Raw genomic sequence first — 18,356 nt, forward strand, 5'->3', positions numbered from 1 at the left:
TCCGTGACATCGATGCATACTTTGTTTTGATTATGTATGGATTCGGAGGGAGGTAAATAATGAGTTCCCCTTATTGTATTGTCTTAACGACGACAAATTTGCCTGAAAATCGCGACAAATTGATTAATGAAGTATTGCAGCAACAACTAGCAGCATGCATACAAACGTTAGCGATTAATAGTCACTACGTTTGGAAAGGCGAGGTGTGCTCTGATGATGAGGTTCTACTTATCATAAAAACTACACGTCGCTGTTATCCGGCTTTAGAACAATTAATTGTTGAACATCATGTTTATGAGACTCCACAAATTGTGCAAATTCCGTTTAAAGAGGGATTTAATCCTTACTTGGCTTGGCTAAATGAAAATACGCGACGTTGAGTTACAAAAATAAAGAGTGCGGTCAGTGCTCCAAGTGTATCCATTAGCATATCTTTTTGCGCGTCCCAAATATCGCCTTGAGATCCTAAAAAGGCGATTCCTTCTTCTCCACCAGCGATCGCTGCGTACCACCATTCGACGATTTCATAACCTGCCGCTAGCGCCATGATGGCAAATAGAGCATAAGGTAATGCTATAAAGGGCTTCGCTAGGTTTCTGTTAACCAAGTACTCAGCTATTGGATAGGCAAACAAGCCGATTGAGAAGTGTGCGACGCGATCAAAATGATTTCTATTTGAATCAAATAGATTGTTAAACCAATCAAATGGCACTTCAGCAAACGTATATTTTGCGCCAATCGTGTGTAAGCATAACCAGATGAACATTAGGCAATAACTTGTTTTACTAAATCGATAATGACGAGAGATTAGAAAAACTCCGCTCAAGATAGCGATCGCTGGGATAACTTCCGCGACCCAAACAGCTCGAGAGAATGGATCTATAGCACTAAAAATGAACACAGCACTATAGAGTAAAGCAAGAGCTTTAAGTGTTGTCGTATAGTTTTGGTGCATTGTTTTTCCTATTTAGTATGGTGTTGTATTGACTAAGTTCATCATGACATGCAATAAAACATTGTTCAATTAAATGTTCGTTTACTGAGAGGACCGGTCAGGAAACGAGTGCTTTCGTGGCTTTGATCATTGAATGATAGATGCACTTAAACCAATATTAGGCGTTGCTTGACTTAGATCCTTATTAGTGCAGGGGTAATCATGTAAGTTGTCACTAATAGTATGCCTGATTTTTCTTACTACCCAAATTCACAAAATAGGTCTGTTGCGGCTATGGAGCCTCTACGTTCGGGGGGATACTTTTTACATCCTACAAATCAACGATGTTTGGGATGGAATTTTGATTATTATTTCAATACTCAACGTAATCAATTGAATGAAAGTAGTTAATTGCTTTGTTGAATTGATTTTTGTTTTGTATGTTATTTGTCTTGTTATAAATATCTTACATGGATGATTTAAAGAAACGGTAATATTAACTTTCTCTATATGTAATATTCATACTTTAGTATGTACATAAAACGTAAATTTGTTGGTGGAAAATTTAATAATTATATGAGTGCATAACTTTTTGTTGATAATTTAAATATTATTAATTTAACTAAAGTACATTTGATTATGCATGTGGAATATCGATTGTTGCTACATAGTGGCAAGGTTGATGGAGGTAAGATTTTATATTTTACTTTGAGTGCGCTCACAAATTACCATGAAAACTATAATAAACAGGAGGTTATGAGTTTTAGTGTTTAAACTTTAAATTCATAAATTAATGTAAAATCAATGACTTATTTAATTGGTTAACCTTTTTGTTACATTTCATGTTAAGTGAGATCACGATCAATATTAGAGGCTAATTACTAAAAATCCATTGAACAAAAAAATATAGTGTTTACGGTTGAGTAATATATAGGCACAAAGTTTGTGGTTGTTTTTTATAATTACCTTATCGATGAAAATATAAATAGTTAACTGCCTGTGGAAAACCTTTAAGTTTAATTTGTGTATGAGAATGGAGTCTGCTAATGAATAAAGTTGCTTTAATAACAGGGTCAAAAGGAGGAATTGGCTCTGCTATTTCATCTCAGTTGGTCGCTGATGGATATCGTGTGATTGCAACGTATTTTACTGGCAATCATCAATGTGCACTAGATTGGTTTAATGAGAATAATTTCAATAAAGATCAAGTGCATTTGTTTGAGTTAGACGTAACAGACACTGAGCAATGCGCAAAACGTTTGGGAAATTTGCTAGAGCAAGAAGGGACGATTGACGTTGTTATTAACAATGCTGGTATTACTCGTGATGGCATGTTCAAAAAAATGACTTATCAGTCTTGGGACGATGTGCTTCAAACCAACTTAAACAGCTTGTTTAATGTCACACAACCTCTATTTGCCGCTATGTGCGAAAAGGGAGATGGTCGAGTCGTCAATATTTCATCCGTTAACGGCCTTAAAGGTCAGTTTGGACAAGCGAATTATAGTGCAGCCAAAGCTGGAATGATTGGTTTTTCAAAAGCACTTGCAGCAGAGGGTGCTCGTAGTGGCGTAACCGTAAATGTTATCGCACCAGGTTATACTGCAACCCCAATGGTTGAAGAGATGAAACCAGAAGTGCTTGAGTCGATAAAATCGTCGATTCCCTTAAAGCGCTTAGCTAAACCCGAGGAAATTGCCAAAGCGGTTTCATTTTTGGTTGGTGATGGTGGGGCTTACATCACAGGTGAAACGTTGAATGTCAACGGCGGCTTATACATGCACTAAAGGCTTGGGGGCATTATGGAAAAAATATTTATAGTTGCGGCTAAGCGTACCGCAATTGGAGCTTTTGGTGGCTCATTAAAAAATAGTTCGGCTGGAATCTTAGGAGCGAAGGCGATTGAGGGAGCACTACTTTCCGGTGGCGTTGATCCTAAGATCATTGATGAAGTTATCGTGGGGAATGTGATTAGTGCAGGTCAGGGCATGGGTATTGGCCGTCAGGCAGCGATGCTCGCAGGAATCGATGAAAGCGTCCCTGCTTATACATTAAATATGGTGTGTGGTAGTGGTATGAAAACCGTGATGGATGCCGCGAGTCATATTAAATCCGGAGATGCAAAAGTCGTTGTGGCTGCTGGGGTTGAAGTGATGTCACAGATACCATTTATCGTACCAAGCAATGTTCGTGACGGTCATAGAATGGGCAATATGAATTTGTCTGACTTGTTGATTACAGACGGTCTTACCGATGTATTTAATCACTACCACATGGGTGTTACTGCGGAAAATATCGCGAAGGAAGTCGGTTTAGATCGAGAAGTACAAGACGAATTTGCTTTATCTAGCCAAAGAAAAGCGATTGCTGCAATTGAGGCAGGACGCTTTATAAATGAGATCGTAGCTATCGATATTAAAGTACGTCGTGAAACTATTTCATTTGATACCGACGAGTACCCAAAAAACAACGCGACACTGAGCAGTCTGCAAAAACTGAGACCGGCTTTTGATAAAGAAGGCACGGTGACGGCAGGTAATGCATCGGGGATTAACGATGGAGCTAGCGCTATTATTTTAGCCAGCGAAAGTGCCGTTGCTGAATTTGGCTTAACACCAATTGCGGAACTAACAAGTTACGCACAAACAGGTATTGATCCAAAGGTTATGGGGCTAGGTCCGGTTAAAGCAGTGACACAAGCTTTAGAAAAAGCCGATCTTACTACTCAAGACATCGATTTATATGAATTAAACGAAGCATTTGCCGCACAAGCGCTCGGAGTGGTCCATCAACTGGCAGAGCAGCATGATGTGCCAGTGAACTCTATATTAGACAAAGCCAATGTTAATGGAGGCGCGATTGCACTAGGACACCCACTAGGCGCATCGGGCAACCGAATTATTGTTTCGCTTATTCACGAGTTGAACCGTCGTGGTAATCAATATGGCGTCGCATCACTATGTGTGGGTGGCGGTATGGGAACAGCAGTTGTTGTTAAAGCAATCAAATCAAATTAATCAGCTTCACACTTAGGAGAAACATTATGTACACGGATTTTTTTAAAGGCTTCACAGATCAAACTGAAAAAACATTAGAACCATACGTTAAATTCAACAAGTTAGTGACTAAAAATGTTGAAGTGATGACGGAGCTTCAGCTTAATGCCATTCGTACTTATAGTGAAATGGGCCTAACGCAAATGAAAGCAGCGGGCGAAGTAAAGGACGTCGTATCTTTAACTGCGTTTAATGGTCAACAGCTTAACGTTCTGAACAAACTGTCTCAGCAGATGATGGATGACAGTAATAAGCTTCAAGCGATTGCAAAAGAGTTTAAGGATGATGTCGACCAAATGACATCAGACAATCTAAAAACAGTGACTCCTGCGTAACGTTGTCTACTTTGCCGCCTTAGGGCGGCATTTTTTCCGAAAACAGGAGTCACATTATGTATCAACACTTCTTTTCGGACTACCTTGTCAAGCTCCAAGAAACCAATCAAAAGTGGTGGGAAGATCTAGAACTAAACAGGGCAGCCGCAAATTCTCCTTTGAATAAGGCAATGCAAGAAGTGAGCTTAGAAGACACTGCTAAGTTATTTGAAAGTGCAGCAAATCAGCCTGCGTCCCTACTTAAGGTACAAACCGAATGGTGGCAGCAGCAGCTCGCTATTTGGCAAAGTGTTGCCCTAAGTGGCAATACTGAATCTCTTGTAGAAGCAGACAAAGGTGATAAACGTTTTAGCAATGAAGGTTGGCAAAACGATGCATTCTACAATTTTATTAAACAGTCTTATTTGTTGTTTAGTAAAACTTATCTAGAGACAATTAATAGTGTCGACGGGCTAGATGAAAAGAGCAAAGAACGTTTGAGCTTCTTTTCTCGTCAAGCTATCAACGCTCTCTCACCAAGTAACTTCATCGCAACTAACCCAGAACTTCTTAAACTTACCTTAGAACAAAATGGTGAGAACCTATTGTCAGGGTTAGAACAATTAAGAGAGGATCTTGATTCAAGCGCTGATATCTTGAAGATACGCATGACTAACAATAATGCGTTTAGAGTGGGTGAAGATGTGGCGAATACACCGGGCGATGTGGTGTATCAAAATGAATTATTTGAATTGATTCAATATCGTCCGCTAACAGAGACCGTTCACAAGACACCACTTCTCATCGTTCCTCCATTTGTTAACAAATACTATATCTTAGATCTTCGTGAAAAGAACTCTATGGTTCGTTGGTTGTTAGAACAAGGCCAAACCGTATTTTTGATTTCTTGGAGAAATCCGAGCGAAGCTCAACGTGATGTTGAATTTGGTGATTATGTAACGGAAGGCGTTGCTAAAGCGGTGACTGCAATTGAGTCCATTACCGGTGAGTCTCAAATTGATGCCGCTGGTTACTGTATTGGCGGGACAGTCTTAGCATGTACTTTGTCGTACTATGCAGCGAAGCGTATGAAAAAACGCATCAAGAGTGCCACATTCTTTACCACGCTACTTGATTTCTCTCAACCGGGAGAAGTTGGAGCCTATATCAACGATACCATTATCGATGCTATCGAGGCTCAGAATAACGCTCGTGGTTTCATGGATGGTCGCTCATTGAGCGTGACATTCAGCCTCTTACGTGAAAATAGCTTGTATTGGAATTACTATGTCGATAATTACCTGAAAGGTAAGAGCCCAGTCGATTTTGATATGCTCTATTGGAATAGTGATAGCACTAACGTTACTGCACCGTGTCATAACTTTATGTTACGTCAGCTGTATCTTGAAAATAAGCTAGTTCAAGATAAAGGCGTTAAAATCGGTGGCGTTTGGATCGATCTCGATAAAATTAAAGTTCCTAGCTACTTTATTTCAGCCAAAGAAGATCACATTGCTTTGTGGCAAGGAACCTACCGCGGAGCTTTGAATGTCGGTGGTAACAAAACGTTTGTTCTTGGGGAATCGGGTCATATTGCGGGTATTGTGAATCATCCGGCTAAAAACAAATATGGGTTCTGGGTCAATGAGGCGTTGGACGATAACGCTGAAGATTGGCTCAACAATGCTTCGCATCAAGAGGGATCATGGTGGCCGCATTGGCATCAGTGGTTACTTGGATCTTCACCATCTGAACGTATTGAACCCTATACGCAAGGAAATGAAGAATTTCCAATCTTAAGGAATGCTCCTGGGATATATGTAAAGCAGGTTCTTCCTATAGAAGATGCAGAAGTAAAAGAGTCATAACGTAAAAAGCCCTGTTAATTCAGGGTTTTTTTTGAATTTAATTTGTCGATTCATCAAATTATATTTGTATTTATAAAGTAGTTTTGATTTAGTGTTGTATTCGCGATCGAAGTTATCCTCACTCTGTTAATCGTGACATTAGTATTTACGATAAGCACCTAGCAGGCTTTTGGGAAATTAAGTTAACTGGTTATAGCGATATCACTCGAGAGCATATTGGACGCAATTTTAAAGAGACGGATTATGAAAACAATTGGTGTTATCGGCGGAATGAGTTGGGAATCGACAACGACATACTATCAGCTATTAAATCTCGGTATAAAACACCAACTTGGTGGTTTGCATTCAGCGAAGATTATTCTTAACAGTGTCGATTTTGCTGAAATTGAAAAGTTACAGCATCAGGGGAAATGGGACGAAACAGCGGTGATCTTAATTGAGGCTGCACAATCACTCCAACGTGCAGGTGCTGACTTTATGATTATCGCGACTAACACTATGCATAAGGTCGCTGAGCAAGTTGAAGCCTCGGTCGACATTCCATTAGTTCATATTGCAGATGCAACCGGACAACGTTTGGTCGACCAAGGTATTTCTAAGGTAGGCCTTTTAGGTACTGCATTTACAATGGAGCAAGACTTTTATAAGCGTCGTTTAACGGAGAAGTTTGGCATTGAAGTCGTGGTACCCAATGGTGTGCAACGTCAATTAGTTCACGACATCATTTATAAAGAGTTAGTCCAAGGTATCATCACTTCTCAATCGAAAGATGATTATTGCACCATCATCGCGGATCTCGCGGAACAAGGTGTTGAGGGAGTGATTCTAGGTTGTACTGAGATTGGCTTGTTAGTTAAGAATGAAGACTGTGATGTTCCTGTTTTTGATACCACCGAAATTCATGCACAAGCGGCGGTTCAAGAGGCATTGAATTGAATATAAATGTTTGGCTGCTATCCCTTTGCCAAGCGCTTCTCATGACGGGAAACATCTTATTGATTTCCGTTATTGGGTTAGTTGGAGAAGATATTGCTCCAAGGGATAGCTTAATTACGCTCCCGGTGGCTTTGCAGTTTCTTGGGTTGATGTGCGCAACGATTCCAGCATCAATGATAATGGGAAAGATTGGTAGGAAAAAAGGGTTTAGTATCGGCAATGTTGTCGGAATTTCGGGAGCTTCGCTTTCTACCTATGCGTTAAGCCAAGGTGATTTCAAATTATTTTGTTTTGGAACTTTCCTGCTGGGAATTGGTATTGGATTTGGCACTTTATATCGCTTTGCGGCAATAGAGCTTTGTGATGAAAGTGCTCGTCATCGAGCAATATCGATTTCAATGGCTGGTGGTGTTCTGGCTGCGTTGCTTGGACCCAATCTAGCGATTTACTCTCAACAATGGTTTGGTGACACTTCTTATGTTGGTGCATTCATGTCGTTAATAGCATTGAATGCTCTCGCTCTTTTGTTATTGCAAACGATTCGGTTTCCATCGGTTGTTGCTGGGAATGTGGCAACAAAATCTGATCCATTAAAAGATATCATCAAAGCACCTAATTTTATGTTAGCCGTGTTTGCTGCAATGGTCGCTTATGCAGTAATGAATATATTAATGACAGCGACGCCTCTTGCTATGATTGGATGTGGGTTTAATTTCGATAAAGCGGCTGGTGTTATTGAATGGCATGTTCTCGGAATGTTTGTTCCCGCATTTTTTACTGGTAAGTTGATTGAAAGGTTTGGTGCCCGTTTAATGATCTTAGCCGGTGGGTGTTTATTTGTTTTGTGTGTACTCATTAATATCCATGGACAGTCGATTTGGCATTTCACAATCGCATTAGTTTTGCTGGGGGTGGGGTGGAACTTCATGTTCATTGCGGCAACAGGATTATTTAGTCAATCTTATCAGGTGCATAATCGTTCAAAGGCTCAAGCGTTTAACGAGTTTTTTGTATTTAGCTGTGTAACGGTCACTGCGTTACTGTCGGGTTGGTTAGAAGCGACTATCGGTTGGGAGAAGCTAAATATTTACGTGCTACCTTTTGTGATGATCGTGATTTTGTTGTTTGTGTTTGACCAATATCGAACTAACAAAGCGATGGCATAAGAAATTAACGCTATAAAAAAGGGGACCAACCGGTCCCCAACATTCATAGGCAGTGAATAAACCGAATTTGCAACCCAGTGTTACTACCTGAGTTGCTGTTAATGATTAAACTTTGGCAAATGTGTAAGTTCTAAAACCGCCAATCAAGTTTCTCGCTTTGTAGCCATTGTTGATCAATTGACGGTACGCTACGTTACCGCGTAACCCGACTTGACAGTAAATAACAATTTCTTTGTCTTTTGGTAGCTCATTCATTCGATGACGAAGTTGATCAACTGGGATATTGATTGTTCCCTCGATGAAACCACCATTTTCAAGCTCACCAGGGTTACGCACGTCTAAGAGCAATTGGTTGTCATTCAGTGTATCGATGTCATCGAAATGGATCGGAGTTAAATCACCTTTGATTATGTTGTTTGCAACAAATGCCGCTTGGTTGATTACATCTTTAGCGCTACCAAATGGTGGAGCATACGTCAGCTCTAAATGTTGCAGCTGTTCCACGGTCATACCAGCGCGTTGTGCCACAGCCATGATGTCGATACGTTTATCGATTCCGTCTTTACCGGCTGCTTGAGCGCCGTAAATTTTACCTGTTACCGGATCAAATAGCATTTTGAATGAAACGGTTTCTGCACCTGGGTAGTAGCTCGCGTGGCTAGCGGTGTGGACGTATACTTTTTCGTAGCTAACGCCATCAGCCTTTAGCTGTTTTTCGTTTTTGCCTGTCGATGCAATGGCGAGGTCAAAAATTTTGCATATCGCGGTACCTTGAGTACCTTGGTAACGTTCTGAACGGCCAAACATATTGTCTGCTGCCATACGACCTTGTCGGTTTGCGGGACCCGCTAGTGGTACAAGTGTTGGCTTACCTGTTAGGAAGTCAGCTTCTTCAATGGCGTCACCAACTGCATAAATAGATTCGTCACTGGTTTGCATAAACTCGTTGGTGTAAATGCCGCCTAATTGACCAATTTGTAGTCCTGCTTCTTGTGCAAGCTTGGTTTCTGGGCGAACACCGATAGCCATGATCAATAGATCAGTATGCAGCAATTCCCCAGTGCTCAATGACAGAGTGAGTGCGTTTGTATTTGGTAAGTACTCGACTGCGCTTAATGCTGTGTTGAGTCTTAAATCAATACCATGAGAGCGAATCTCTTCGTGAGCAAATCCAGCCATTTCGCGATCAACAGGTGTCATTACTTGGTCTGCTAATTCAAGCAGTGTGGTTTTGATCCCTAATTGATGAAACGCTTCCATCATTTCTAAACCAATAAATCCCCCACCTACAACCGTTGCATGTTTAACATCGTTAGTTTTGATGGTTTGGATAATGTTATCCATGTCAGGGATATTGCGTAGAGAATGCGTTAGAGGGTTATTGATACCTGCGATAGGAGGAACAATGGGCGCTGCACCCGGGCTAAGGAGTAAAAAATCGTATTGTTCAGTGTATTTACTGCCGTCGATTAAGTTTTTAACTGTAACAGACTTATCTTGGCGGTTAATTTGAACGACTTCACTCATGACTCGAACATCAACATTAAACCGTGCTAAGAAGCTTTCTGGAGTTTGCAGCAGAAGTTTGTCGCGATCTTGAATGTCACCACCAATATGGTAAGGCAAGCCGCAATTTGCAAAAGAGACAAACGGGCCTCGCTCAAACATGACAATTTCAGCATCTTCACTTAAACGTCTCGCGCGAGCTGCAGCTGACGCTCCACCTGCAACACCGCCAATAATTACTATCTTAGTCATTGGTTTCTCCATTATTGATATATCTATATAGCTTCTGTTGTTCGTTTATCCCTAGACAAAACAGAGCATCTCATATTGATGTTTTTTCGTTAGTGATGTCGACCCACTTGCTAGCTATTGTTCCATTCGAATCTATCGATGAAAGATCCAGTTTCAAAATCATAAAGGTGTAATTTAGAAAAGTCTAATATTAATTTTACTAATTTTTACAATCCTAAATTAGTATTGACTAATTTAATCTCTCTAGTAACATTTATGTCACAGTTAATATCGGAGTGAGTCATGAGTACACAGCCACTAAGCATGTCAGAAATGCAAGATAGAACAATAGAAGCCGCTGAATTGCTTAAAGTAATGGCCCACCCAGAAAGGTTAATGGTGCTGTGCCAATTAACACAGGGAGAAGTGGGTGTCGGCGAGCTTTTGCAAGCGTCGACATTAAGCCAATCTGCATTTTCCCAGCATTTAACCGTGTTGAGAAAGCACAACTTGATAGCTGCTCGCAAAGCATCACAGCAAGTGTTTTATTCATTGGCGGATCCGCGCGTCCAAGTTTTAATTGGTAGTCTGCACAGTGTTTTTTGTTGCGATAAACAATCGTAGATAGTTAAGAAATCCGCAGGTAAGCGGTAACCCAAATGCCCCTGAGCATACTGAAACACAAGTAAAGTATGTGATAGAGAGGGCTCGAACGTAGCACAATGCTGTAACTTCATGAATGACGTGTGCAGCTAAATTAACGACGAGGTGAATATGTTAGGGATGATTCCTTGGGAGTCTTTATTGGGCGGGATGTTACTGGGTGTATCAGCGACGTTATTACTTTTGTTTAACGGAAAAATCGCGGGCATTAGCGGTATCCTCACCGGTTTGTTGTCTTCAGAAAAAGGCGACTATGTTTGGCGTTGGCTGTTTGTCATAGGGATGATTGCTGGTGGTGCATTAGGCGTTAATCTGTTTGATATTCCGTTACCTGACATGAGTAATACTTCGTTAATTGGTTACATAGCCGCAGGCGCCTTGGTTGGCGTAGGTACACGTTTAGGTAATGGATGTACAAGCGGGCATGGTATATGCGGTATTGGGCGCTTATCAAAACGTTCTATTGTTGCCACGTGTGTTTTTATGTTCGTAGCCGTTTTGACGGTTTATGTACGCCAACACATTATTTAGGGAGGATGTTTCAATGAATCGTATCGGTTTCTATCTTATCGCCTTAACCAGTGGTTTGTTGTTTGGGACAGGTATGGCCGTTTCAGGCATGATCAGTCCCGAAAAAGTAATCGGATTTTTGGATGTAACAGGTGCATGGGACCCAAGCTTAGCGTTTGTGATGGGCGGAGCACTTGCTGTGTTTATGCCAAGTTATTTTTTCCTTATCCGTCCTAAGAATAATGCAATAACCGGTGAGGCACTTTGTATCCCATCGAAACAGAATATTGATACTTCGTTAATTTTTGGCGCAAGTATTTTTGGTCTAGGGTGGGGAATTGCTGGTGTTTGCCCAGGGCCGGCTGTGAGTAGCTTATCATTTGGTAATATAGGCATTGTATTATTTATTGTTTCTATGCTCGCTACATCATTAATTACAAAGGCGGTATTGCAAAACAAAAAGCCAACGTCTTTAGATATTACCTCTTAAGTTCTCTTCTACTCTTTAGGGCTCACTATTCGACTGGCTGACGATTAGAACGTCATCTTTAGTGATAGTGAGCCTATCGGGAGTGTCATTATGAGAGATTACCGTGTCTTTTAGTCGACCACTATAATCTACATTGGGGTAAGTCCAATCTCAATCCCAATCTCTCATCTATATATTTCCTCGCTCCTCATTATTTCTTTATTTACTTACCGTAAAGATTAGACGTGTCAATGTCAGTGCTAATCGGGCAATGGTCACTCATCTGAAAGTTCAATACATCAGCAGTGTTGAAGCTATTTTGGACTGTGTTGTGGCTAAGCAGCAAATCACTAGTAATAATGTGGTCGATCAATGAACGAAACTGGTGGGTTTTGTTCGGATTCTTGTTAGAACGAACTTTACAGCTCGCGTTGGTGCTTTCAGTTAACAATACCGCTTGAGTTCCCTCGGTCACATCATTCCATAACCAGTCATTACGATAGGCAAGGTTGTGATTGAAATCGCCCAAGATGATGTAAGGTTGCTGTTGTTGCTCTCGCTCCAAAATCCATTGGTTAAGTTGAATACCTTGCTGTTTTAAAGTTTGGCAGTGACGATTGTTTTTATACTTGCCACTGCAACGTGCTTTCAAGTGGATAGAAAGGGCGTGAATGGGGGAGTCTGAGTCAGGGTACAAGATAACGTAGGTGCCAAAGCGAAGTTTGCTCCCGGGACTTTTGTCGAGTTTAATGTCTGGCTTGTCTAATACAGGGATATTTTTGTCGATAGCAAATCCCGTATATTGATTAATATCGTCAAACTGATTGCGTTGATAACTTCGATTAGCGCGGTCAGACAAATAAATGTGATAGTCATTGCCTACTAGCTTTTCAATCGCTTGTTCACTATCGACTTCTTGAAACGCGAGCACATCACTTTTCATTGTAGAGAAATGGTTAGCGAGAGCGGCAAAATCTTTTTCCTCTCTTTGGGTGCTTTTGATCGACTTTATTGGGTCATTCGTTAACCACTCAATGTTCCATGTGGAAAATTTAATCGATGTGTCGGCAAAACCTGCTGGAGAAATAAGCAGGCAAGAAAAGAGAGAAATGAGGCGAATTTTTTTGCGTTCCATAGCGAATTTTCCTTGCAATGATATCGAGCCTTTATCCTACAAGACCTCGTCAAAAAGCAAGAAAAATTAATGCAATTTTGCAATTTGCATCGATTTCTTTTTATATGGGATCGGCAGCAATAAGATCGACTTGTTCTTGTGCTGTAGCTTGCTTTTATTGATCCAAATCAATGTTTTTAAGTGGTGCTTCTCGTTAAATACGCCACAACATATTGTGTTAGTCGAATAACAATTAGCCCTATATAGTGTATTTGTGGATAAGTCTGTGAGTATGTCTGGGTAAGGAGAAAAAGTGAAACCAATCGTAATCAAGCGCGACGGCTCGAGAGCTCCGTTTAATAGAGATCGCATTCAATCAGCAGTAGAAGCGGCGATGGATCATAAAGATCCAGACACGGCTATTTACGCGCTAAATGTTGCTCTTGCGGTAGAGTTACAGCTTAAAGATCACGATGAAGTTCACATCCACGAAATCCAAGACCTCGTCGAAAATGAACTGATGCAAGGGCCTTATAAAGCACTAGCACGTTCATACATCGAGTACCGTCATGACCGTGATATCGCACGTGAAAAACAAAGTGCTTTAACACGTGAAATCGAAGGTTTGATTGAAGAAAGTAACCTTGATCTGATTAACGAAAATGCGAACAAAGATGGCAAGGTAATCCCAACTCAACGTGACCTTCTTGCTGGTATCGTCGCTAAGCACTATGCAAAAACGCACATTTTGCCTCGTGACGTTGTTCAAGCACATGATGTTGGCGACATTCACTATCACGATTTAGACTACGCACCATTTTTCCCAATGTTTAACTGCATGCTTATCGACTTAAAAGGTATGTTGACGCATGGTTTTAAAATGGGTAATGCAGAAATCGACACACCAAAGTCAATTTCTACAGCAACCGCAGTAACAGCGCAGATTATTGCCCAAGTAGCGAGCCACATCTATGGCGGCACGACCATCAACCGTATTGATGAAGTGTTAGAGCCGTATGTTATGACTAGCTATAACAAGCACATGGAAATTGCGAAAGAATGGGATATCCCTAACCCTGAAGCATTCGCTATCTCACGTACAGAGAAAGAGTGTTATGACGCATTCCAATCGTTAGAGTATGAAGTAAATACTCTGCATACCGCGAATGGTCAAACGCCGTTTGTTACTTTTGGTTTTGGTTTAGGAACTAGCTGGGCATCTCGTTTGATTCAGCAATCTATCCTTAAAAATCGTATTGCTGGCCTGGGTAAGAATCGCAAAACTGCGGTATTCCCAAAATTGGTGTTTGGCATTAAAGATGGTTTAAACCATAAAGCGGAAGATCCAAACTACGATATTAAAAAGCTTGCTCTAGAGTGTGCTTCTAAGCGTATGTACCCAGATGTATTGAACTACGACAAAGTCGTTGAAATCACGGGTTCATTTAAAACGCCAATGGGTTGTCGTAGTTTCCTTGGCACTTACGAAGAGAACGGCGAACTGATCCATGAAGGTCGTAATAACCTTGGTGTTGTTAGCTTGAATCTACCTCGTATTGCGATTCGTGCTCAAGGCAGTGAAACCAAATTCTATGAGTTGCTTGATGAAAAACTTAAGCTTGCTCGTAAAGCATTAGAAACACGCATTTCTCGTCTTGAAAATGTGAAAGCACGGGTTGCACCAATCCTGTATATGGAAGGGGCATGTGGTGTTCGCCTGAAAGCGGATGATTCTATTGCAGACATCTTTAAAAATGGTCGCGCGTCGATTTCCTTAGGCTACATCGGCGTTCATGAAACCATGATGGCACTTTTCGGCAAAGACAATCACGTTTATGACGATTCTGAATTACGTGAAAAAGCACTGAACATTATCAAGTACATGAAAGACACTGTTAATCAGTGGACTGATGAAACCGGTTATGGCTTCAGCTTATATGGTACGCCAAGTGAAAACTTATGTAGCCGTTTCTGCCGTATCGATACAAAAGAATTCGGTGTGATTGAAGGTGTAACTGACAAAGGTTATTACACCAACAGCTTCCACCTTGATGTAGAGAAGAAAGTAAACCCGTACGATAAGATTGATTTTGAGATGCCATACCCTGAAATCTCAAGTGGTGGTTTCATTTGTTACGGTGAATTCCCGAATATGCAGCGTAATATTGAAGCACTAGAAAACGTTTGGGATTATAGCTATACCCGAGTGCCTTACTACGGTACTAATACACCGATTGATGAGTGCTACGAATGTGGCTACAACGGTGAGTTTGATTGTACAAGTAAAGGCTTTACTTGCCCGAGTTGTGGTAACCACGACTCAACTAAAGTGTCAGTGACACGTCGTGTGTGTGGCTACCTTGGAAGCCCAGATGCACGTCCGTTTAACTTTGGTAAACAAGAAGAAGTTAAACGTCGCGTTAAGCACCTGTAAAAACAAACGTTTATTGAGAATAACCAAATCAACCTGATTCTATCAGGTTGATTTGCATTTAAAGTGTCAAAAAATAGATAGGCAAGATGTTATGAATTTTCACCAATATTATCCAATCGATGTGGTTAATGGACCCGGCACGCGCTGCACCCTATTTGTATCTGGGTGTATTCATCAGTGTCGTGGTTGCTACAACCAGTCAACTCAACGTTTGGATTCTGGTGTCTATTTTACGCAGGAAGCTGAAGACCAAATCATCTCAGATTTAAATGATACTCGAATCAAACGCCGTGGCTTATCGCTATCTGGTGGTGATCCTCTGCATCCTGCGAATGTAGCGGATATACTTCGATTGGTTAAGCGCGTTCGTAATGAGTGTCCGGGGAAAGATATTTGGATGTGGACAGGCTACACCTTAGCAGAACTTGATGCTGACCAAAAAGCAGTAGTTGAGCTAATCGACGTTCTAATAGATGGTAAATTTGTACAAGAGAAGAGAGATCTCAACTTAGAATGGCGTGGCAGTTCAAATCAAATTATTCATCGCTTTACCGACATAGCGTAATTTGAGTATAAAAACTGTTTTTTAAATTCGAAAGTTAATGTTAAGTTACAAGTCATACTTGAATTTCAAAGGGTTGTGACTTTCATGTTCTCTCAACTACCAACACCAGTTTTAGATCCTATCCTCTCTCTTTCAGTGGCATATCGTAATGATATGCGCAAAGAAAAGGTCGATCTTGGGATTGGCGTATACCGCAATAGTGCAGGCGAAACTCCGATTATGCGCGCAATACAACAGGCGCAAGATGTTGTGGTTTCAACGCAAAAAACTAAATCATATGTTGGCTTAGCTGGCTGTGAAGAATTCAATCAGTGCATGATCAATTTGTTGCTTGAGGGTACCTCTGCAACGGATCGTGTTGCTGCGATTCAAACGCCCGGAGCAAGTGGCGCTTTGCGTATGCTCGGCGATTTAATGAAAGTAGCTCAGCCGGATACGACGGTTTGGATTTCAAATCCAAGTTATGTTAACCATAAACCAGTGATGGAAGCGGCTGGCTTGAAAGTTAGGTATTACCATTATTTTTCTCCCGTCACCAAGCAAGTTGATGCGGAAAAAATGTTATCTGACCTTTCTCAAGCTGGGCCCAACGATGTGGTGCTACTTCATGGGTGTTGTCATAATCCAACGGGGGCGGATATCGATTTTTCTGCATGGCAAGCGATTACTGAACTCGCCCAAAAAAACGGTTTCACGCCGTTTGTCGATGTGGCTTATCAAGGTTTTGGTGATGGCCTTGAGCAAGATGTGCAAGGTTTACGCTACATGGCGGAACGTGTAGAAGAAATGTTGATCACGACGTCATGTTCTAAAAACTTTGGCCTATATCGCGAGCGCACAGGTGCAGCGGTTGTCGTAGGTAAATCCCAGCGCGATGTTGATAATGCGAAAGGCAAATTACTCACACTTGCTCGCGCTACCTATACCATGCCACCGGATCATGGTGCAGCTTTGGTTAAAACTATCCTCTCAGATCAAGGCTTAACGTCAATTTGGAAACAAGAGTTGAGCGAAATGCAGCAACGTTTGTTAAACCTTCGTCAAACCTTATGTAATGAGTTGAGAAATAACCACAATACGACACAATTCGATTTTATCGAAAGCCACAAGGGCATGTTTACTGTGCTAGGCTTTAGTCAAGACCAAATGACGCAACTTCGTGAACAATATGGCATTTACGGAGTGGGGGATGGTCGAATTAATATTGCAGGTCTCTCGGAAAAAGATATTCCGTACGTTGCAGATGCCATTATAAAAGTATCTTAAACGTAAATAGAAGGCCCGTCATTGACGGGCTTTTTGTATTTAAGTCCGAGATTTTATTCAGCTGATGGGGGAAGCGAATGAAAAATAGAACAAAGATCGCGTTATTGTTATTGTCGTCTTTTGGTTTAATGGCATGTGATGTAGCGACAAATACATCACCGAAAACGGATCCAAACACTACTGCACAAACCGCAGTAGTTTCAGAGGCTAGTTCCAGTGACAATGTCACAAAAGAAAAGGTAGAGACAACGAAAGCCGAAGTTGTCATGAAAGCGAAAACCACATCAGATGGTAAGCTAATTTTGGGTGAACAAGAGTGGGTTTATATCCCAGGCCTTAAAGAGAGTTTTAAAGCCCGAGTCGATACGGGCGCAACCACATCTTCCGTCAGTGCAGTAGATATTCAGCCATTTGAGCGTGACGGGGAAGATTGGGTTAAGTTCAAGATTGAGCATGATGGCATCAACAGTGATGAGATCGAACTACCAGTAGAGCGCTGGGTTAAAATTCGTCAATCAAGTGCAGAGGGTACGCAACGACGAGCTGTGGTTGTTGCTTGGTTACAGATGGGCGATTACAAAGCTCAAACAGAATTTACCTTAGCAGATAGAACTCATCTTACTTTCCCTATTTTGCTTGGGCGTAGTTTTGTTAATGGTGTTGCCGTCGTAGATGTCAGCCAAAAGTACATTCAAGATAAACACAAAGAATAAAATTCATTCAGTCTATCCCCAAATATGCTTAGGCTAATTGTAAAATGGAGATAGCGCCATTTGTTTGATATAAAAATAAACCCGCAAATGAGCGGGTTTTTTCTATTCTAAATTTGATAGCTTATTGAATATCAAGAAGCTCAACATCAAAGATCAATGTAGATGCTGGTGGAATCGGACCAGAACCGCCTTTGCCGTAAGCAAGATTGCTTGGAATAAATAAACGAACCTTGTCGCCGACAACCATGTAAGTTAGACCCTCTTGCCAGCCTTTGATGACTTGGTTTAGAGCAAAACTGATTGGCTCACCGCGATCAACTGAACTATCAAACACACTACCATCGATTAATGTACCGTGGTAATGCACCTTAACGCGGCTCTTTGCGATAGGGTGAACTGTACCATCACCTTTCTCAAGGTATTGATACTGCAGGCCACTTTCGGTAGTAATCACACCTTCATTTTTACCATTTTCAAGTAAAAACTCTTGGCCTTGGCTGAAATTTACATCAGCAGCTTTGTGGTTTGTCCAGGTGCGGTAAATAAAGAAACCTGCGAGAACAAAAATGATAATAGGGAAAACAAACTTAGTCATAGTATCTATCCATTGA

General features: G+C 41.1%; 18 protein-coding genes. 14 read left to right on the forward strand and 4 right to left on the reverse strand.

The window, feature by feature from the left end; translation table 11 throughout:
* The first annotated feature begins 59 nt into the window (after positions 1 to 59).
* A complete protein-coding gene (gene cutA, locus DZ860_RS01770) occupies positions 60 to 380 on the forward strand; it encodes a divalent-cation tolerance protein CutA (RefSeq protein ID WP_120029191.1) in 321 nt (106 codons plus the stop codon).
* Here the strand turns inward: cutA and DZ860_RS01775 are convergent.
* The gene (locus tag DZ860_RS01775) at positions 344 to 955 is read right to left on the reverse strand and encodes a DUF2238 domain-containing protein (RefSeq protein WP_120029192.1); all 612 of its coding nucleotides are present in this window, start codon (positions 953 to 955) and stop codon (positions 344 to 346) included. The genes cutA and DZ860_RS01775 overlap by 37 nt on opposite strands.
* A gap of 1,025 nt (positions 956 to 1,980) precedes the next feature.
* Here DZ860_RS01775 and DZ860_RS01780 point away from each other — a divergent pair.
* From DZ860_RS01780 to DZ860_RS01805, 6 genes are all read left to right on the forward strand, one after another.
* Positions 1,981 to 2,721 (forward strand): SDR family oxidoreductase, encoded by a 741-nt coding sequence (locus DZ860_RS01780; RefSeq protein ID WP_120029193.1) that lies wholly within the window; start codon positions 1,981 to 1,983, stop codon positions 2,719 to 2,721.
* Between the two features lie 15 nt (positions 2,722 to 2,736).
* Positions 2,737 to 3,951 (forward strand): acetyl-CoA C-acetyltransferase, encoded by a 1,215-nt coding sequence (locus DZ860_RS01785; protein ID WP_120029194.1) that lies wholly within the window; start codon positions 2,737 to 2,739, stop codon positions 3,949 to 3,951.
* 26 nt (positions 3,952 to 3,977) lie between these two features.
* Positions 3,978 to 4,325, forward strand: coding sequence for a phasin family protein (locus DZ860_RS01790; RefSeq protein ID WP_120029195.1), 348 nt, complete (start codon positions 3,978 to 3,980; stop codon positions 4,323 to 4,325).
* Positions 4,326 to 4,381: 56 nt separating this feature from the next.
* A complete protein-coding gene (gene phaC, locus DZ860_RS01795) occupies positions 4,382 to 6,172 on the forward strand; it encodes a class I poly(R)-hydroxyalkanoic acid synthase (protein ID WP_120029196.1) in 1,791 nt (596 codons plus the stop codon).
* Between the two features lie 243 nt (positions 6,173 to 6,415).
* A complete protein-coding gene (locus tag DZ860_RS01800) occupies positions 6,416 to 7,108 on the forward strand; it encodes an aspartate/glutamate racemase family protein (protein ID WP_120029197.1) in 693 nt (230 codons plus the stop codon).
* Positions 7,105 to 8,274, forward strand: a complete 1,170-nt coding sequence (locus DZ860_RS01805) for an MFS transporter (RefSeq protein WP_120029198.1) — start codon at positions 7,105 to 7,107, stop codon at positions 8,272 to 8,274. Before DZ860_RS01800 ends, DZ860_RS01805 begins: the two co-directional genes overlap by 4 nt.
* Positions 8,275 to 8,379: 105 nt before the next feature.
* Here DZ860_RS01805 and DZ860_RS01810 read toward each other — a convergent pair whose 3' ends face one another.
* On the reverse strand, positions 8,380 to 10,032 hold the full coding sequence (locus DZ860_RS01810; RefSeq protein ID WP_120029199.1) for an FAD-dependent oxidoreductase: 1,653 nt from the start codon (positions 10,030 to 10,032) through the stop codon (positions 8,380 to 8,382).
* A gap of 282 nt (positions 10,033 to 10,314) precedes the next feature.
* Between DZ860_RS01810 and DZ860_RS01815 the strand changes: the two genes are divergently transcribed.
* The 3 genes from DZ860_RS01815 to DZ860_RS01825 all read left to right on the forward strand — a co-directional run bounded on the left by DZ860_RS01815 (position 10,315) and on the right by DZ860_RS01825 (position 11,674).
* The gene (locus DZ860_RS01815) at positions 10,315 to 10,635 is read left to right on the forward strand and encodes an ArsR/SmtB family transcription factor (protein ID WP_120029200.1); all 321 of its coding nucleotides are present in this window, start codon (positions 10,315 to 10,317) and stop codon (positions 10,633 to 10,635) included.
* A 150-nt stretch (positions 10,636 to 10,785) separates the two neighbouring features.
* Positions 10,786 to 11,205 carry a YeeE/YedE family protein gene (locus DZ860_RS01820; protein ID WP_120029201.1) on the forward strand — a complete coding sequence of 140 codons (420 nt, stop codon included), beginning with the start codon at positions 10,786 to 10,788 and terminating at the stop codon, positions 11,203 to 11,205.
* Between the two features lie 13 nt (positions 11,206 to 11,218).
* Positions 11,219 to 11,674 carry a YeeE/YedE family protein gene (locus DZ860_RS01825; RefSeq protein ID WP_120029202.1) on the forward strand — a complete coding sequence of 152 codons (456 nt, stop codon included), beginning with the start codon at positions 11,219 to 11,221 and terminating at the stop codon, positions 11,672 to 11,674.
* Between the two features lie 202 nt (positions 11,675 to 11,876).
* Here the strand turns inward: DZ860_RS01825 and DZ860_RS01830 are convergent, their stop codons facing one another.
* The gene (locus tag DZ860_RS01830) at positions 11,877 to 12,788 is read right to left on the reverse strand and encodes an endonuclease/exonuclease/phosphatase family protein (protein WP_120029203.1); all 912 of its coding nucleotides are present in this window, start codon (positions 12,786 to 12,788) and stop codon (positions 11,877 to 11,879) included.
* Positions 12,789 to 13,080: 292 nt separating this feature from the next.
* On the opposite strand from DZ860_RS01830, the gene nrdD reads away from it, so the two are divergent.
* From nrdD to DZ860_RS01850, 4 genes are all read left to right on the forward strand, one after another.
* A complete protein-coding gene (nrdD, locus tag DZ860_RS01835) occupies positions 13,081 to 15,201 on the forward strand; it encodes an anaerobic ribonucleoside-triphosphate reductase (protein ID WP_120029204.1) in 2,121 nt (706 codons plus the stop codon).
* Positions 15,202 to 15,292: 91 nt separating this feature from the next.
* Complete coding sequence (gene nrdG / locus DZ860_RS01840) at positions 15,293 to 15,766, forward strand: anaerobic ribonucleoside-triphosphate reductase-activating protein (protein WP_120029205.1); 474 nt, start codon at positions 15,293 to 15,295, stop codon at positions 15,764 to 15,766.
* Between the two features lie 84 nt (positions 15,767 to 15,850).
* Positions 15,851 to 17,032, forward strand: coding sequence for an amino acid aminotransferase (locus tag DZ860_RS01845; RefSeq protein ID WP_120029206.1), 1,182 nt, complete (start codon positions 15,851 to 15,853; stop codon positions 17,030 to 17,032).
* A 77-nt stretch (positions 17,033 to 17,109) separates the two neighbouring features.
* Complete coding sequence (locus DZ860_RS01850) at positions 17,110 to 17,745, forward strand: ATP-dependent zinc protease family protein (protein ID WP_120029207.1); 636 nt, start codon at positions 17,110 to 17,112, stop codon at positions 17,743 to 17,745.
* A gap of 121 nt (positions 17,746 to 17,866) precedes the next feature.
* On the opposite strand, the gene bamJ is transcribed toward DZ860_RS01850, so the two are convergent.
* Positions 17,867 to 18,340, reverse strand: coding sequence for a BamJ family beta-barrel-assembly machinery protein (gene bamJ, locus DZ860_RS01855; RefSeq protein WP_120029208.1), 474 nt, complete (start codon positions 18,338 to 18,340; stop codon positions 17,867 to 17,869).
* Positions 18,341 to 18,356 lie beyond the last annotated feature (16 nt).

It is taken from the genome of Vibrio sinensis (assembly GCF_003605645.1).
In the GTDB taxonomy this organism is placed as follows: Bacteria; Pseudomonadota; Gammaproteobacteria; order Enterobacterales; family Vibrionaceae; genus Vibrio; species Vibrio sinensis.

Coding starts and splice junctions, on each gene's coding strand:
- DZ860_RS01820 (WP_120029201.1), top strand. CDS start 10,786: ATGTTAGGGATGATTCCTTGGGAGTCTTTATTGGGCGGGATGTTACTG.
- DZ860_RS01775 (WP_120029192.1), bottom strand. CDS start 955: ATGCACCAAAACTATACGACAACACTTAAAGCTCTTGCTTTACTCTAT.
- DZ860_RS01790 (WP_120029195.1), top strand. CDS start 3,978: ATGTACACGGATTTTTTTAAAGGCTTCACAGATCAAACTGAAAAAACA.
- cutA (WP_120029191.1), top strand. CDS start 60: ATGAGTTCCCCTTATTGTATTGTCTTAACGACGACAAATTTGCCTGAA.
- DZ860_RS01830 (WP_120029203.1), bottom strand. CDS start 12,788: ATGGAACGCAAAAAAATTCGCCTCATTTCTCTCTTTTCTTGCCTGCTT.
- DZ860_RS01810 (WP_120029199.1), bottom strand. CDS start 10,032: ATGACTAAGATAGTAATTATTGGCGGTGTTGCAGGTGGAGCGTCAGCT.
- DZ860_RS01825 (WP_120029202.1), top strand. CDS start 11,219: ATGAATCGTATCGGTTTCTATCTTATCGCCTTAACCAGTGGTTTGTTG.
- DZ860_RS01815 (WP_120029200.1), top strand. CDS start 10,315: ATGAGTACACAGCCACTAAGCATGTCAGAAATGCAAGATAGAACAATA.
- DZ860_RS01780 (WP_120029193.1), top strand. CDS start 1,981: ATGAATAAAGTTGCTTTAATAACAGGGTCAAAAGGAGGAATTGGCTCT.
- DZ860_RS01850 (WP_120029207.1), top strand. CDS start 17,110: ATGAAAAATAGAACAAAGATCGCGTTATTGTTATTGTCGTCTTTTGGT.
- nrdG (WP_120029205.1), top strand. CDS start 15,293: ATGAATTTTCACCAATATTATCCAATCGATGTGGTTAATGGACCCGGC.
- DZ860_RS01785 (WP_120029194.1), top strand. CDS start 2,737: ATGGAAAAAATATTTATAGTTGCGGCTAAGCGTACCGCAATTGGAGCT.
- phaC (WP_120029196.1), top strand. CDS start 4,382: ATGTATCAACACTTCTTTTCGGACTACCTTGTCAAGCTCCAAGAAACC.
- DZ860_RS01800 (WP_120029197.1), top strand. CDS start 6,416: ATGAAAACAATTGGTGTTATCGGCGGAATGAGTTGGGAATCGACAACG.
- DZ860_RS01845 (WP_120029206.1), top strand. CDS start 15,851: ATGTTCTCTCAACTACCAACACCAGTTTTAGATCCTATCCTCTCTCTT.
- bamJ (WP_120029208.1), bottom strand. CDS start 18,340: ATGACTAAGTTTGTTTTCCCTATTATCATTTTTGTTCTCGCAGGTTTC.